The organism is Pelobacter propionicus DSM 2379, from assembly GCF_000015045.1.
GTDB classification, from domain to species: Bacteria; Desulfobacterota; Desulfuromonadia; order Geobacterales; family Pseudopelobacteraceae; genus Pseudopelobacter; species Pseudopelobacter propionicus.
Window position 1 is genome coordinate 1,068,176 of record NC_008609.1, and the last position, 14,377, is coordinate 1,082,552.

Consider the following 14,377-nt stretch of genomic DNA (forward strand, 5'->3'; position numbering starts at 1 on the left):
CCGTTACATCCGCTCGGGGGCCGAGATTCCCAGGATGGAGAGGGCATTATTCAGCGTCTGTGCCGTGCGCTTGAGCAGGTACAGACGTGCTCCGGTCAGGTCGCTGTTTTCGGTGAGCACCCGGTTCCTGTTGTAGAAGCTGTGAAAGCTGGCCGCCAGATCGGTCAGGTAGTTGGTCAGGCGGTGCGGCTCGAAGAAGCGGGCGCTGTCGTCCACGGTGTTGGGCAGGGCGGCCAGCAGCTTGATCAACTGCAACTCCTCCGTGCTCTCCAGCAACTCCAGGCGAACGGATCCCGCATCAGTTGGCAGGGCATACCCCTTCTCCACGGCGTTCTCGAAGATGCTGCAGATGCGCGCATGGGCATACTGGACATAGTACACCGGGTTGTCGGGCGACTGCTCCTTGGCCAGGTCGATGTCGAAGACAAGCTGGGAGTCCGGCTTGCGCATGATGAAGAAGAAGCGGGTGGCGTCGCGGCCGACCTCGTCGATCAGGTCGCGCAGGGTCACGTAACTGCCGGCGCGCTTGGAGATCTTGACCTCCTCTCCGCCGCGCATGACCGTGACCATCTGGTGCAGGACGTATTCCGGCCATCCCTGGGGGATACCGCGGTCCAGCGCCTGCAGGCCGGCCCGCACACGGGTGATGGTGCTGTGGTGGTCGGAACCCTGTTCGTTGATGACCCTGGTGAATCCCCGTTCCCACTTGGCCAGATGGTAGGCCACGTCCGGCACGAAGTAGGTGTAGCCACCGTCGCTCTTGCGCATGACCCGGTCCTTGTCGTCGCCGAATTCGGTGGTGCGCAGCCAGAGGGCTCCCTCCTGCTCGTAGGTGTGTCCCTTCTCCACGAGTTGGCGCACCACGTTATCCACGCGGCCGTCGTCGTACAGGCTGGACTCAAGGGTGAAGACGTCGAAATGTACGCCGAAGGCCTTCAGATCCAGGTCCTGCTCCCGCCGCAGGCTGGCCACGGCGAATTCGCGGATGGCGTCCAGGTTCTGGGGATCTCCAAGGGCGGTGACGTGCCGGTCATCGGCATCAACCGTCTCCCGTGCCAGATAGGCGGCAGCCACGTCCCTGATGTACTCGCCCTGATATCCGTCGGCAGGCCAGCGCGGATCGTTCGTGTCAATGCCCAGGCAGCGCGCCTGTACCGACAGGGCTAGGTTGGTGATCTGCTGTCCGGCATCGTTGTAATAGAACTCCCGGGTGACATTCCAGCCGGCGGCGTCCAGCAGGCGGCAGATGGTGTCGCCGATGGCTGCGCCGCGGCCGTGTCCGATATGCAGCGGTCCGGTCGGGTTGGCGCTGACAAACTCCACCTGAACCTTTCTCTCCTCGCCGGTGGCGGTCCGACCGTAGGTCGCCCCCTGGGACTCGATCTCAGGAAGGAGCCGCTGCCAGGCTGCCGGAGAGACGAAGAAGTTGATGAAGCCCGGGCCTGCGATATCGGTTTTCGACAAGAGTCCCTTTCCGTCGCCCAGGTGGCGGCTGATGGTTTCAGCCACCTGGCGCGGCGCCCTGCGTTCAGCCTTTGCCATCTGCATGGCGATGTTGCAGGAGTAGTCTCCGTGGTCCGGGTTGGCTGGTACGCCGATGGTGACGGCGGGAATGGAGGGGGAAGTGATTTCCTGGGCAGCGGAGGCGGCCCGCAGGGCGGTTTCTACCAGAGAGGCTATTCGGTGACGCATCATGTGTGGTGACGTTCCTTCGTGTCGGTTGGTGTATCGGTCTCTTTCCCGTCCCCCTTGATGCTCACATCGCGGGAAAAATCAGGGCAGTGCGTTCCGCAGTCAGTGACGGTGAAACGCTTGTTGCAGGTCTCTCGCCAGGCGCATACGGCACAATTTGACTGGGACATGGTGGTAACCTTTTATGGTTTCGTTTCCGGCGAGAATTGATAGATGACCTCGTTGCTGCGAACCAGCCCGAAGTCTTTGCGGGCGATGCTTTCCACGTAGCGGTGGTCTCCCTTCAAAGCCACGATCTCCCGTTTCAGCGTTTCGTTTACAGCGCGTGTATCTCCCAGGCGGGCCTGGACCCTGGCCATGTCCTGCCTGAGCTCGAAGATGCGCAACAGACCCTTGTCACCGAACACGGTGAAGAAGAGGATAAAGGTGATGCATCCCGCCAGGATGAGGTACACCCTTTTCTGGAAAGGCCCCTTCATGCTCCTGGCCCTTGCGGCTCAGGCGCATGGGGGAAATTGTCGGGGAATATGGCGTTGTTCCGCGCCGCGCAGAGTGTCATCCGTCGTTTCTCGTCTCAAGTGATCCGTTCCGGAGCGGAACAGGGGGCGCTGCCCACGGGAGTCCTGTCGTCAGTGTGTCGGTATTGTAACGTTTTTTTCAGCAAATTCAAGGGTTCCGTTTCTGATTCGGAAGTATGGCTTGAACGTTGGATCCATGGCGCCTGAAGGTCGGAACGGTTCCTGCGTTCGGTCATGGCGAAGGTTCTTGATTCATTCGCTCAATTGGCGTACGGCTGGATCTCCGCACCCAAAGCCCGGGGCCTGACACCTGCTACTTCGCCTCGCCGCACATGCCGTTGCTATTTCGTCCCAGCGGGATGTAGCGGAAGCCTGCCGAGGCCATGCGGCTCGGTTTATATAGGTTGCGGCCATCCACGATCAGGGGAGTGGCCAGGGCTTCCCGGATGCGGTCGAAGTCCGGATTGCGGTACTCGTTCCAGTCGGTGATGATTGCCAGGGCATCGGCGTCGCCTAGGATATCGTACTGGTTGTTACTGTAGTCGATGGCATCGCCGAAGATTTTCCTGGCTTCGTCGATGGCCTCCGGGTCGTGGGCCCGTACCCGAGCTCCGGCGGCCAGGAGGCTCTGGATGATGGTGATGGCCGGCGCCTCGCGCATGTCGTCGGTGCGTGGCTTGAAGGCCAGTCCCCAGCAGGCGATGGTTCTCCCCTCCAGTGGCTTATTTTCGTCCGCCGAGCCCAGTGCCCTGATCAGTTTGTCCGCAAGAACCTGTTTCTGGCGCTCGTTGACCTCTTCCACCGCCTTGAGCAGGGTGAAGTCGTAGTCGCATTCCTTACCGGTTCTGATCAGTGCCTTGACATCCTTGGGGAAACAGGAACCGCCGTAGCCTGGACCGGGGAAGAGGAAGTCGTAGCCGATGCGGGAATCGGAACCGATCCCCTCGCGCACGGCTGCCACGTCGGCGCCCATGCATTCGCACAGCCCGGCGATCTGGTTCATGAAGGAGATGCGCGTTGCCAGCATGGCGTTGGCCGCGTACTTGCTCATTTCCGCGCTGCGGATGTCCATGACGATCATGCGGTTATTCTTGCGCATGAACGGCTCGTACAATTCCTTCATGAACTCGGCAGTGCGCACGTTGTCGGTGCCGATCACCACCCGGTCGGGCTTCATGAAGTCGTCGATGGCAGCCCCTTCCTTGAGGAATTCCGGGTTGGAGACCACGTCGAATTCAAGGTCTGCGTTGCGCAGGTCCAGTTCCTCCCTGATGGCGTGCCGCACCCTGTCGGCGGTGCCCACCGGGACGGTGGACTTGTCCACGATGATCTTGTAGCCGTTCATGGCGCGCCCGATTTCCCGGGCCACACCCAGGACGTACTTCAGGTCGGCCGATCCGTCCTCCCCCGGTGGGGTGCCCACGGCGATGAAGTTGACCAGGGAGGCCTGTACGGCCGCTGCGTAGTCGGTGGTGAAGGAGAGGCGCCCCTCTCCCTGGTTGCGCAGGATCATCTCCTTGAGTCCCGGCTCGTAGATCGGGACGATGCCCTGCTTAAGCCCCTCGACCCTGGCCTCATCCACGTCCACGGCGATGACGTTGTTTCCGCTTTCCGCAAAGCAGGCCGCAGCCACCAGGCCGACGTATCCTGCGCCAAAGATGCAAATTTTCATTGATTCACTCCAAAGTTACAATCAAAGTTCTATACCATACTGTCGGCCCTAAATTCCATCACAATCATGGCGACTTCCGCGGATTCATGAATCCCCTGCAGCAGCCTTCAGCCTGAGCGCTTCGGCATAGGCCTGGTTGCGGGAAACACCCGTCATCTCTGTTGCCCGCCGGGCGGCATCCTTCACCGACAGCCCCTCCTGATCCAGCAGGCGCCGCAGAATGTCTTCCAGCGGCTCGGCCTGCTCCTGAACCGCCTCTCCCGGCGCGACCAGGATAACCACCTCGCCCCGCACCTTTCCCTGTGACACGGCATCCAGGACCTGGGAGATGCTTCCCCGGATGAACTCCTCGTAGATCTTGGTCAGTTCCCGCGCTACCACGATCTGGCGCTCACCCAGCATTGCCAGCATGTCCCGCAGGCACTCCTCCAGCCGGTGCGGCGCTTCGTAGAGCATCAGCGTGCCGGGCAGGGAGTCCAGGCTGGCCAGAAAGGTGCGCCGCCTGGCCTGGCGGGCCGGGGGGAAGCCGGCAAAGGTAAAGCTGTCGCTGGGCAGGCCCGAGGCGGAGAGGGCGGTGATGGCGGCACAGGGGCCGGGGATCGGGATAACCCTGATTCCTTGGGCCAGCGCGTCCCGCACCAGGCAATAGCCCGGGTCGGAGACGCAGGGGGTGCCGGCGTCGGAGATCAGCGCCACCGATTTTCCCTGGCGCAGGGCGTTCAGGATGCGCTCCCCCTTGAACTGCTGGTTGTGGTCGAAGTAGGAGGTCAACGGTTTGGATATGTTGAAGTGGTTGAGCAGCTTCAGGGAGTGGCGGGTGTCCTCGGCCGCGATCAGGTCGACCTCGCCCAGGATGCGCACGGCCCGGTAGGTCATGTCTTCCAGGTTTCCCACCGGTGTGGCGACGATATAGAGGCTCGGGGGCATGGTCATGGTGTGGGTATGTCCTTCCCTTCGGTCGCCTGTCTCCGTCGCGGGCCCGGCCGGGACGGAGACAGACGGAAAACGTCCCGAAGGCGTCATGGATGTAAGAGAATCATCAAAAATAGAGGGAATAGCTTCAGCTGTCAATGCCGCACCAGGGAGCAGGTACGGTTTCAGCGCACAAAATTCGATGTCGCGAGTCCCGCAAGCCCTCCTCACATGCCGTTTCTACCGCGATTCTCTCCGTCGCGGCGCTGGGCGCGACATCTGTTGCGCTCTCCGCCGTGACATCTGTCGCACGCTCATCCGCTCTGTTCCTCCATCATCTGACGGAATGAAACCCTTGTTTTAATTGCTCCGCTTCGCGGGGCCGTTGCGTCGTGCTTGTTCTTATGTGCCTATCTGTCTGCAAGGTGTAGCAAAAACAAGGGTATGCGTGGTTTTGGCGTGCGTCGTTGTTTCGCGAAAAGCCCCTTTTCGGCCCCTTCCTGACTGATATGGCATGCCTCGTGCTCTAAAGGAAATCGAACAGTCAAACAGAGACACGAATCCATCGCCGGATCCTGCCACCCTGGGCGGAGGAATCCCGGCGAGCCAGTTCACATACACCCTGATGCCAAGGAGGACCGCATGAAGACATGAACAGCGAAACCGTCTATGAGACGTTTTTTAAACATGTTGCCGTACTTTGAAGGATTTGAAAGGAGAAGCTATGACGTCCCAGTTGAAGAAGGAAGATCTGCTCAGGGCATACCGGACCATGAGGGAGATCCGCGAGTTTGAAGACCGCCTGCACATCGAGTTTGCCACGGGCAAGATTCCGGGGTTTGTGCACCTGTACTCGGGCGAGGAGGCTGTTGCCACGGGCGTGTGCATGCACCTGACCGATGAGGACCGCATTTCCAGCACCCATCGCGGCCATGGCCACTGCATTGCCAAGGGTGTGGACATCCACGGCATGATGGCCGAGATCTACGGCAAGAAGACCGGCACCTGCGGCGGCAAGGGTGGTTCCATGCACATCGCCGACCTGGAGAAGGGGATGATGGGCGCCAACGGCATCGTGGGCGCCGGGCCTCCGCTGATCTGCGGCGCGGCCCTGGCAGCCAAGTTCAAGGGTAATGGCGGGGTGGGTGTTGCTTTTTTCGGTGACGGCGCCTCCAATCAGGGGACCATCCTGGAGAGTATGAACCTGGCCTCGGTATGGAAGCTGCCGGTGATCTTCCTGAACGAGAACAACGGCTACGCCGAGTCAACCGGCGTCTCCTACAACGTTCCGACCCCCAACATAGCCGACCGCGCCGCCGGTTTCGGCATGCCGGGCGTCACCGTGGACGGCAACGACTTCTTCGCCGTGTACGAGGCTGCCGGCGAGGCGATCCGCCGGGCCCGGGCGGGCGAGGGGCCGACGCTTCTGGAGTGCAAGACCCAGCGTTACTTCGGCCACTTCGAAGGTGACGCCATGACCTACCGTCCCAACGGAGAGAGCCAGAACCTGCGCAAGACGAAAGACTGCCTGAAGATCTTTGCCGAGAAGGCCATTGCCGCCGGCCTGGTTACTGCCGCGGAACTGGAAGCCATTGACAAGGAAGTTCTGGCCCTGATCGAAGACTCCGTGGTCAAGGCTCTGGCTGCGCCCAAACCAACGGCGGCGGATCTTCTGACCGGCGTCTACGTATCGTACTAGAGAGCGGAAAGGAACCGATATATGTCGAGAAAACTCAATTATAAAGATGCGATCAACGAGGCTCTGTCCCAGGAAATGGCGCGTGACGAGAAGGTCATCGTCATTGGTCTGGACGTTGCCGGCGGCCGGGGAACCCAGGGAGTCATGGATGCCTGGGGTGGTGTTCTGGGGGTAACCAAGGGACTGTACGCGAAATACGGGGATCGTGTCATGGACACCCCCATCTCCGAATCCGCCTACATCGGCTCCGCCGTGGGCGCCGCCGCCTGCGGCATGCGTCCGGTGGTGGAGATGATGTTCGCCGACTTCCTGGGGGTCTGTTTCGACCAGCTGATGAACCAGGCGGCCAAATTCCGCTACATGTTCGGCGGCACGGCCGAGACGCCGGTTGTCTGTCGCATGATGTACGGCGGCGGTTTCCGTGGCGCTGCCCAGCACTCCCAGTGCCTGTACTCCATCTTCGCCCACATCCCGGGACTGAAGGTCGTGCTTCCCTCCACGCCTGCCGAGGCCAAGGGTCTCCTGATTCAGTCCATCCGTGACAACGACCCGGTCATCTTCATGGAGCACAAGGCGCTGTACGCCATGAAGGGCGAGGTCCCCGAGGAGAGCTACACCATCCCCTTCGGCCAGGCCAACATCGTCCGGGAGGGCAAAGACGTGACCATCGTGGCGCTGGGCCGCATGGTGCACATGGCCACCCAGGCTGCGGCCTCCCTGGCCAAGGCCGGTATCGAGTGTGAGGTGATCGACCCGCGCACCATCTCTCCGCTGGACACGGCCACGATCATCAAGAGTGTGGAGAAGACCGGCCGGCTGGTGGTGGTGGACGAATCCCACCCGCGCGCCAGCATGGCCGGCGACATCTCCTCGGTGGTTGCCCAGGAAGCCTTCGGCTCCCTGAAGGGAGCGATCAAGTTGGTGACCGCTCCGCACACTCCGGTACCGTTCAGCGATGTGCTGGAAGACCTCTACCTGCCCAATGCCGCAAAAATCGAGGCAGCGGTAAAGGCGATCATCTGAAAACATTCCAACGTCTTGATAGACACGATTCATAGGACAAGAAAGGTACGACAATGACTGCATCAGTACAGGAATTAACCATGCCCAAATGGGGGCTGACCATGGAAGAGGGCACCCTGGCCAAGTGGCTGATCGACGAGGGAAGCCAGATCGAACCGGGGATGGCTATTGCCGAGGTGGAGACCGACAAGATCGTCAACGTGATGGAGGCGAACCAGAGCGGTGTCCTGGCCAAGCAGATAGCCGATGAAGGCGATGTGCTGCCGGTGGGCGCGCTGATTGGCGTTATCACCCAAGGGGATGCCGCGGAAAGTGCCATCGCCGATTTTATCGCCAATTTCGGCTCTGATGAGGAAGCAGCGCCAGCGGAAGAGTCTGCCTGCAGCGCAGCATCCGATGACATCTACTGCCTGACCATGCCCAAGTGGGGGCTGACCATGGAAGAGGGGACCCTGGTCAAGTGGTTGATCGATGAGGGAACCCAGATCGAGCTGGGCATGTCCATCGCCGAGGTGGAGACCGACAAGATCGTCAACGTGCTCGAAGCCACCCACGCCGGTATCCTGAGACGCAAGATCGCCGATGAAGGGGACGAACTCCCTGTTGGCGCTCTGCTGGGAGTGATCGCCGATGCGTCTGTTTCCGACCAGGCCATTGACGCCTTCCTCGCCGGCGGGGCAACGGAGACGGCAGCGGAAGATGCCTCGGTGCCGGCAGCCGAGGAACCGCAGGCTGAATCGGCAGCAGCGGGACAGATCCTGGACGGCTCGCTGCCGCTGGAGGGGATGCGCGCGGCCATATCCAAGACCGTGACCACCTCATGGACGACCATCCCGCACTATATGGTGACGGTGGCCATCGACATGGGCAGGGCGGAGGCGCTGAGCAGCGCCCAGAAACAGGCCGGTAAGCGGGTCTCCATCAACGACATGCTGATCAAGGCATCGGCCCTGGCAATCGGCAAGTACCCCCTGATCAACGCCGCCTTTAGCGGCAAGAACATCACGCTGCACGGAGACGTGAACGTCGCCATGGCCATCGGTCTGGAAGAAGGAGTGATCATGCCGGTGATCAGGGAATGCCAGAAGCTCCCGGTCCAGCAAATCGGCGAGAGGAGCCGCGAACTGGTGGCACTCGCCAAGGAGGGCAAGCTGGGCAGCGCCGAATTGAGCGGTGGGACCTTCGCCATATCCAACATGGGGATGCTGGGGGTGGAGGATTTTATCGCCATCGTGCCGCCCAACCTGTCCGCTATCCTGGCCGTCGGCATGGTCAAGGACGAGCCGGTGGTGCGCGACGGCCAGGTGGTTGCTGCCCGCATGATGAGGGTGACCGTTTCCGCCGACCACCGGGTGCATGACGGCGCCTATGCCGCCAAATTCCTCGGTGAACTGAAGGGCATACTGGAAGCGCCGGAGACGATCCTGGCCTGATAACGGGCCGGCACATGAATTGGATTACACGAAGTCGAAAGGAGAAGCTATGACGTCCCAGTTGAAGAAGGAAGATCTGCTCAGGGCATACCGGACCATGAGGGAGATCCGCGAGTTTGAAGACCGCCTGCACATCGAGTTTGCCACGGGCAAGATTCCGGGGTTTGTGCACCTGTACTCGGGCGAGGAGGCTGTTGCCACGGGCGTGTGCATGCACCTGACCGATGAGGACCGCATTTCCAGCACCCATCGCGGCCATGGCCACTGCATTGCCAAGGGTGTGGACATCCACGGCATGATGGCCGAGATCTACGGCAAGAAGACCGGCACCTGCGGCGGCAAGGGTGGTTCCATGCACATCGCCGACCTGGAGAAGGGGATGATGGGCGCCAACGGCATCGTGGGCGCCGGGCCTCCGCTGATCTGCGGCGCGGCCCTGGCAGCCAAGTTCAAGGGTAATGGCGGGGTGGGTGTTGCTTTTTTCGGTGACGGCGCCTCCAATCAGGGGACCATCCTGGAGAGTATGAACCTGGCCTCGGTATGGAAGCTGCCGGTGATCTTCCTGAACGAGAACAACGGCTACGCCGAGTCAACCGGCGTCTCCTACAACGTTCCGACCCCCAACATAGCCGACCGCGCCGCCGGTTTCGGCATGCCGGGCGTCACCGTGGACGGCAACGACTTCTTCGCCGTGTACGAGGCTGCCGGCGAGGCGATCCGCCGGGCCCGGGCGGGCGAGGGGCCGACGCTTCTGGAGTGCAAGACCCAGCGTTACTTCGGCCACTTCGAAGGTGACGCCATGACCTACCGTCCCAACGGAGAGAGCCAGAACCTGCGCAAGACGAAAGACTGCCTGAAGATCTTTGCCGAGAAGGCCATTGCCGCCGGCCTGGTTACTGCCGCGGAACTGGAAGCCATTGACAAGGAAGTTCTGGCCCTGATCGAAGACTCCGTGGTCAAGGCTCTGGCTGCGCCCAAACCAACGGCGGCGGATCTTCTGACCGGCGTCTACGTATCGTACTAGAGAGCGGAAAGGAACCGATATATGTCGAGAAAACTCAATTATAAAGATGCGATCAACGAGGCTCTGTCCCAGGAAATGGCGCGTGACGAGAAGGTCATCGTCATTGGTCTGGACGTTGCCGGCGGCCGGGGAACCCAGGGAGTCATGGATGCCTGGGGTGGTGTTCTGGGGGTAACCAAGGGACTGTACGCGAAATACGGGGATCGTGTCATGGACACCCCCATCTCCGAATCCGCCTACATCGGCTCCGCCGTGGGCGCCGCCGCCTGCGGCATGCGTCCGGTGGTGGAGATGATGTTCGCCGACTTCCTGGGGGTCTGTTTCGACCAGCTGATGAACCAGGCGGCCAAATTCCGCTACATGTTCGGCGGCACGGCCGAGACGCCGGTTGTCTGTCGCATGATGTACGGCGGCGGTTTCCGTGGCGCTGCCCAGCACTCCCAGTGCCTGTACTCCATCTTCGCCCACATCCCGGGACTGAAGGTCGTGCTTCCCTCCACGCCTGCCGAGGCCAAGGGTCTCCTGATTCAGTCCATCCGTGACAACGACCCGGTCATCTTCATGGAGCACAAGGCGCTGTACGCCATGAAGGGCGAGGTCCCCGAGGAGAGCTACACCATCCCCTTCGGCCAGGCCAACATCGTCCGGGAGGGCAAAGACGTGACCATCGTGGCGCTGGGCCGCATGGTGCACATGGCCACCCAGGCTGCGGCCTCCCTGGCCAAGGCCGGTATCGAGTGTGAGGTGATCGACCCGCGCACCATCTCTCCGCTGGACACGGCCACGATCATCAAGAGTGTGGAGAAGACCGGCCGGCTGGTGGTGGTGGACGAATCCCACCCGCGCGCCAGCATGGCCGGCGACATCTCCTCGGTGGTTGCCCAGGAAGCCTTCGGCTCCCTGAAGGGAGCGATCAAGTTGGTGACCGCTCCGCACACTCCGGTACCGTTCAGCGATGTGCTGGAAGACCTCTACCTGCCCAATGCCGCAAAAATCGAGGCAGCGGTAAAGGCGATCATGTAGACGAAGGATCCTCCGCGGCGGCATCCAGGGATGTGGGGGGGACGCCGCGGAGGTGTCATGGGTAAGCGTATGGATAACCGTTCTCCCACAGGGAGCCGCAACGCCCTGGCAGCTGCTTTGTTGCTTTGTGTGAGTCAATGGTTTCCATGTCAGCATGGGGGAAATTCGGGGAGATGATCTCTATGGACGTACAACCAACAACGATGCGGGGAGCGGTGAAAACCGCCCATCTGGGAACGGATGTATCCCTTGCCACCAAGCCGTTGCCCAAGCCGGAGTGGCTGCGGGGAAAATCGGCCAGCACGCCGGATGTGGAGAGGTTGGTGAGGATCCTTCGGGACAACCGGCTGCACACGGTCTGCGAAGAGGCATCCTGCCCCAACCTGGGCGAATGCTTCCGCAAGGGGACCGCGACCTTCATGATCATGGGGGATGTGTGCACACGGCACTGCCCGTTCTGCAACGTGGCCCATGGCTCACCCCATGAGCTGGCGGCCGATGAGCCGGTCAATCTGGCCCGGGCCGTTGAACTCTTGAAATTGAGCTACGTGGTCATCACCTCGGTGACCAGGGATGATCTCCCTGACGGTGGCGCCGGCCATTACGGAGCCTGTGTCCGGGCCCTGCGGGACCTGAAGCGGAGCCTGAAGGTTGAAATACTGACTCCCGATTTTCGCGGTGCTGTGGCCGTGGCATTCGAAGAGCTGCGCATGAATCTCCCCGATGTGTTCAACCATAACCTGGAAACGGTGCCGCGCCTGTACCCCAGGGTGCGCCCCCAGGCCGATTATCATGGCTCTTTGGATCTGTTGCTCCGCTTCAGGGAACAGTTCGATCATGTCCCCACCAAATCCGGGCTGATGCTTGGCCTGGGTGAAACGGAGCAGGAAGTGCGGGATGTCATGGAAGAACTGCGCCGCCACCGCTGCGACATGCTGACCCTGGGGCAGTACATGCGACCCAGTCCGCATCATCTGCCGGTGGAGCGCTACGTCACCCCCGACGAATTCGAGCGTTACCGGCAGTTCGGGCTCTCCATCGGCTTTTCCCATGTGGAATCAGGCCCCATGGTGCGCTCGTCCTACCATGCGGACATGCAGGCACGGGAACTTATGCTGGTAAACTGATAGACACGAGGCTCGCGTGACGTTCACGTCATCCCCTCAGGGGGGGCAACAGGGCCGGGACGTTTGCGCGTGGCTTAAACCACGAAAAACAAGAGGTGCAAGGAATGAGTGAAGAGGTATTTGATCTTGTGGTGCTCGGAGCGGGACCGGGGGGCTATGTGGCCGCCATCCGCGCTTCCCAGCTGGGGATGAAGGTTGCCGTGGTGGAACCGCGGCCGACCATGGGGGGCGCCTGCCTGAACGAGGGGTGTATCCCCAGCAAGGCGCTGCTGGATTCCAGCGAGCATTTCTCCATGGCCCGCGACAAGTTCGCCAGCCACGGCGTTATCGTCAACCCGCCGAAACTGGACGTCGCCGTCATGCAGGCCCGCAAGGCCGATGTGGTCAAGAAACTCACCGACGGCGTCGCCTACCTGTTCAAGAAGAACAAGGTCCAGGTGATCTGCGGCACGGGCAGGATCGTTCGTCCCGTAGCAGGAGAGCCCCACTGCGTGGAGGTGACGGCCACGGGTGCCACCCAGACCGTCAAGGCCAGGAAAGTGCTGCTGGCAACGGGAGGGGTGCCGGTGGAGGTGCCCACGCTCCCCTTTGACGGCACGCTGATCGTCAGTTCCAAGGATGCCCTGGAGTTCTGTAGCGTACCGGAACACCTGATCGTGGTGGGCGCCGGTTATATCGGCCTGGAGTTGGGGTCGGTTTGGAGGCGCCTGGGGGCCAGGGTCACGGTTGTGGAGATGATGCCCAAGATGCTCCCCTTCACCGACAGCGAGGTCACGGACGCCCTGATGAAGATCCTGAAAAAACAGGGAGTGGAATTCCGCATGGCTACCAGCGTCACCAAGGTGGAGAAGGTCGGCGACAAGGCGCGGGTAAGCCTGACCGCCGGCGGCAAGACCGAGCTGGTGGAGTGCGACAAGATCCTGGTGGCCATCGGCAGGAAACCGGTCACGGCCGGGCTGGGTCTGGAAGACGCCGGCGTTGCGGTCAACGACAAGGGGCGCGTCGAGGTGGACGAAAACTACGAAACATCCGTGGCCGGTATCTACGCCATCGGTGACCTGATCCCGGGACCGCTGCTTGCCCACAAGGCATCGGAAGAGGCGGTGGCCTTTGCCGAACGCCTGACCGGTATGAAATCCCAGGTCCACTACGAAACCATTCCGGGCATCGCCTATACCTGGCCTGAGGCTGCCTCGGTGGGCAAGACCGAGCAGGCCCTGAAAGAGGAGCAGATCCCCTACGCCGTGGGCAAATTCAACTTCATGGGCAATGGCCGGGCTCGGGCCATGGATGAAACCGAGGGTTTCGTCAAGATCCTGGCCCACAAGGAGAACGATAAGGTTCTCGGCATCCACATCGTCGGGCCCCGGGCCTCGGACATGATCGCGGAAGGGGTGGCTGTCATGGTCTACGGCGGCACCTCCCACGACATCGCGGCCATGTTCCACGCCCATCCCACCCTGGCCGAAGCAATCAAGGAAGCTGCGCTTGACGTGCATAAATCAGCCATTCATGCCTGATGATGTGCATTGTTGCCCCCACCGGAGTCACCTTCCTCCGATTCCGGTGGGGGCTTTTTTGACCGTCCAGGTATGGCGGGAATTCGGGAAGCGAACAATGATTCTGAATGATCTCGGTGTCGTCGACTATGCCGCCGCCTTCAGCCTACAGGAACGCATCGCTGATGGGGTGTACCGCAACGCCACGCCGGAGACGCTACTGCTTCTGGAGCACCATCCGGTCTACACCATCGGACGGGCCGGCTGCGAAGAAAACATCTTGGACCACTCCATCCAGGCCATCCGCATCAGCCGGGGCGGGGATGTCACCTTTCACGGGCCGGGGCAGCTGGTGGGCTATCCGCTGATCAACCTCAGGCCGCGGGGCTGCGATCTGCGGCATTACCTGAGGTTCCTGGAGGAACTGCTGATTTCGGTGGTGGCTGATTTTGGTGTCAGCGCTTTCCGGGTGCCGGGAAAAACCGGTGTCTGGACCGACCAGGGCAAGTTGGCCGCCATCGGTGTAGGCGTGCGTCACTGGGTTACCATGCACGGTTTTGCCATGAACGTGAACAACGACCTCTCCTCCTTTGAGCGCATCAATCCCTGCGGCATTGCCACCTGTCCCATCGCTTCCCTGGAGCGCCTCTGTGGCTGCCCGATTGCCATGGATGAGGTGAAGTCGCGCGTCGCCGGGCGCTTCCAGGGGCTGCTGGATGAGTGGCTCCCCGCAGCCGGAGCGCTGTAGGCAGGGC

13 protein-coding genes are annotated in these 14,377 nt (G+C 61.5%); 8 read left to right on the forward strand and 5 right to left on the reverse strand.

Annotated features, from left to right (window positions below; genetic code table 11):
* Positions 1-3 precede the first annotated feature (3 nt).
* The 5 genes from argS to rsmI form a co-directional block, all read right to left on the reverse strand.
* On the reverse strand, positions 4-1,692 hold the full coding sequence (gene argS / locus PPRO_RS04985; protein ID WP_041532574.1) for an arginine--tRNA ligase: 1,689 nt from the start codon (positions 1,690-1,692) through the stop codon (positions 4-6).
* Positions 1,692-1,862 (reverse strand): hypothetical protein, encoded by a 171-nt coding sequence (locus PPRO_RS21175; protein WP_011734951.1) that lies wholly within the window; start codon positions 1,860-1,862, stop codon positions 1,692-1,694. Before PPRO_RS21175 ends, argS begins: the two co-directional genes overlap by 1 nt.
* 12 nt (positions 1,863-1,874) lie before the next feature.
* Entirely contained in the window at positions 1,875-2,171 is a 297-nt protein-coding gene (locus PPRO_RS04990; protein ID WP_011734952.1) for an FtsB family cell division protein, read from the reverse strand.
* A 352-nt stretch (positions 2,172-2,523) separates the two neighbouring features.
* Positions 2,524-3,882 carry a UDP-glucose dehydrogenase family protein gene (locus tag PPRO_RS04995; RefSeq protein WP_011734953.1) on the reverse strand — a complete coding sequence of 453 codons (1,359 nt, stop codon included), beginning with the start codon at positions 3,880-3,882 and terminating at the stop codon, positions 2,524-2,526.
* 84 nt (positions 3,883-3,966) lie between these two features.
* On the reverse strand, positions 3,967-4,815 hold the full coding sequence (gene rsmI, locus PPRO_RS05000; RefSeq protein ID WP_011734954.1) for a 16S rRNA (cytidine(1402)-2'-O)-methyltransferase: 849 nt from the start codon (positions 4,813-4,815) through the stop codon (positions 3,967-3,969).
* 703 nt (positions 4,816-5,518) lie between these two features.
* Between rsmI and PPRO_RS05005 the strand changes: the two genes are divergently transcribed.
* The 8 genes from PPRO_RS05005 (at position 5,519) to lipB (ending at position 14,370) form a co-directional block, all read left to right on the forward strand.
* The gene (locus tag PPRO_RS05005; protein WP_011734955.1) at positions 5,519-6,493 is read left to right on the forward strand and encodes a thiamine pyrophosphate-dependent dehydrogenase E1 component subunit alpha; all 975 of its coding nucleotides are present in this window, start codon (positions 5,519-5,521) and stop codon (positions 6,491-6,493) included.
* Positions 6,494-6,514: 21 nt separating this feature from the next.
* Complete coding sequence (locus tag PPRO_RS05010; protein ID WP_011734956.1) at positions 6,515-7,516, forward strand: alpha-ketoacid dehydrogenase subunit beta; 1,002 nt, start codon at positions 6,515-6,517, stop codon at positions 7,514-7,516.
* Positions 7,517-7,569: 53 nt separating this feature from the next.
* Positions 7,570-8,949, forward strand: coding sequence for a dihydrolipoamide acetyltransferase family protein (locus PPRO_RS05015; RefSeq protein ID WP_157039940.1), 1,380 nt, complete (start codon positions 7,570-7,572; stop codon positions 8,947-8,949).
* Between the two features lie 49 nt (positions 8,950-8,998).
* The gene (locus PPRO_RS05020; protein ID WP_011734955.1) at positions 8,999-9,973 is read left to right on the forward strand and encodes a thiamine pyrophosphate-dependent dehydrogenase E1 component subunit alpha; all 975 of its coding nucleotides are present in this window, start codon (positions 8,999-9,001) and stop codon (positions 9,971-9,973) included.
* A 21-nt stretch (positions 9,974-9,994) separates the two neighbouring features.
* Complete coding sequence (locus tag PPRO_RS05025; RefSeq protein ID WP_011734958.1) at positions 9,995-10,996, forward strand: alpha-ketoacid dehydrogenase subunit beta; 1,002 nt, start codon at positions 9,995-9,997, stop codon at positions 10,994-10,996.
* A 182-nt stretch (positions 10,997-11,178) separates the two neighbouring features.
* Complete coding sequence (gene lipA / locus PPRO_RS05030) at positions 11,179-12,123, forward strand: lipoyl synthase (RefSeq protein ID WP_011734959.1); 945 nt, start codon at positions 11,179-11,181, stop codon at positions 12,121-12,123.
* 104 nt (positions 12,124-12,227) lie between these two features.
* On the forward strand, positions 12,228-13,643 hold the full coding sequence (lpdA, locus tag PPRO_RS05035) for a dihydrolipoyl dehydrogenase (RefSeq protein WP_011734960.1): 1,416 nt from the start codon (positions 12,228-12,230) through the stop codon (positions 13,641-13,643).
* A 97-nt stretch (positions 13,644-13,740) separates the two neighbouring features.
* Positions 13,741-14,370 carry a lipoyl(octanoyl) transferase LipB gene (lipB, locus tag PPRO_RS05040; protein ID WP_011734961.1) on the forward strand — a complete coding sequence of 210 codons (630 nt, stop codon included), beginning with the start codon at positions 13,741-13,743 and terminating at the stop codon, positions 14,368-14,370.
* The last annotated feature ends 7 nt before the right edge of the window (positions 14,371-14,377 follow it).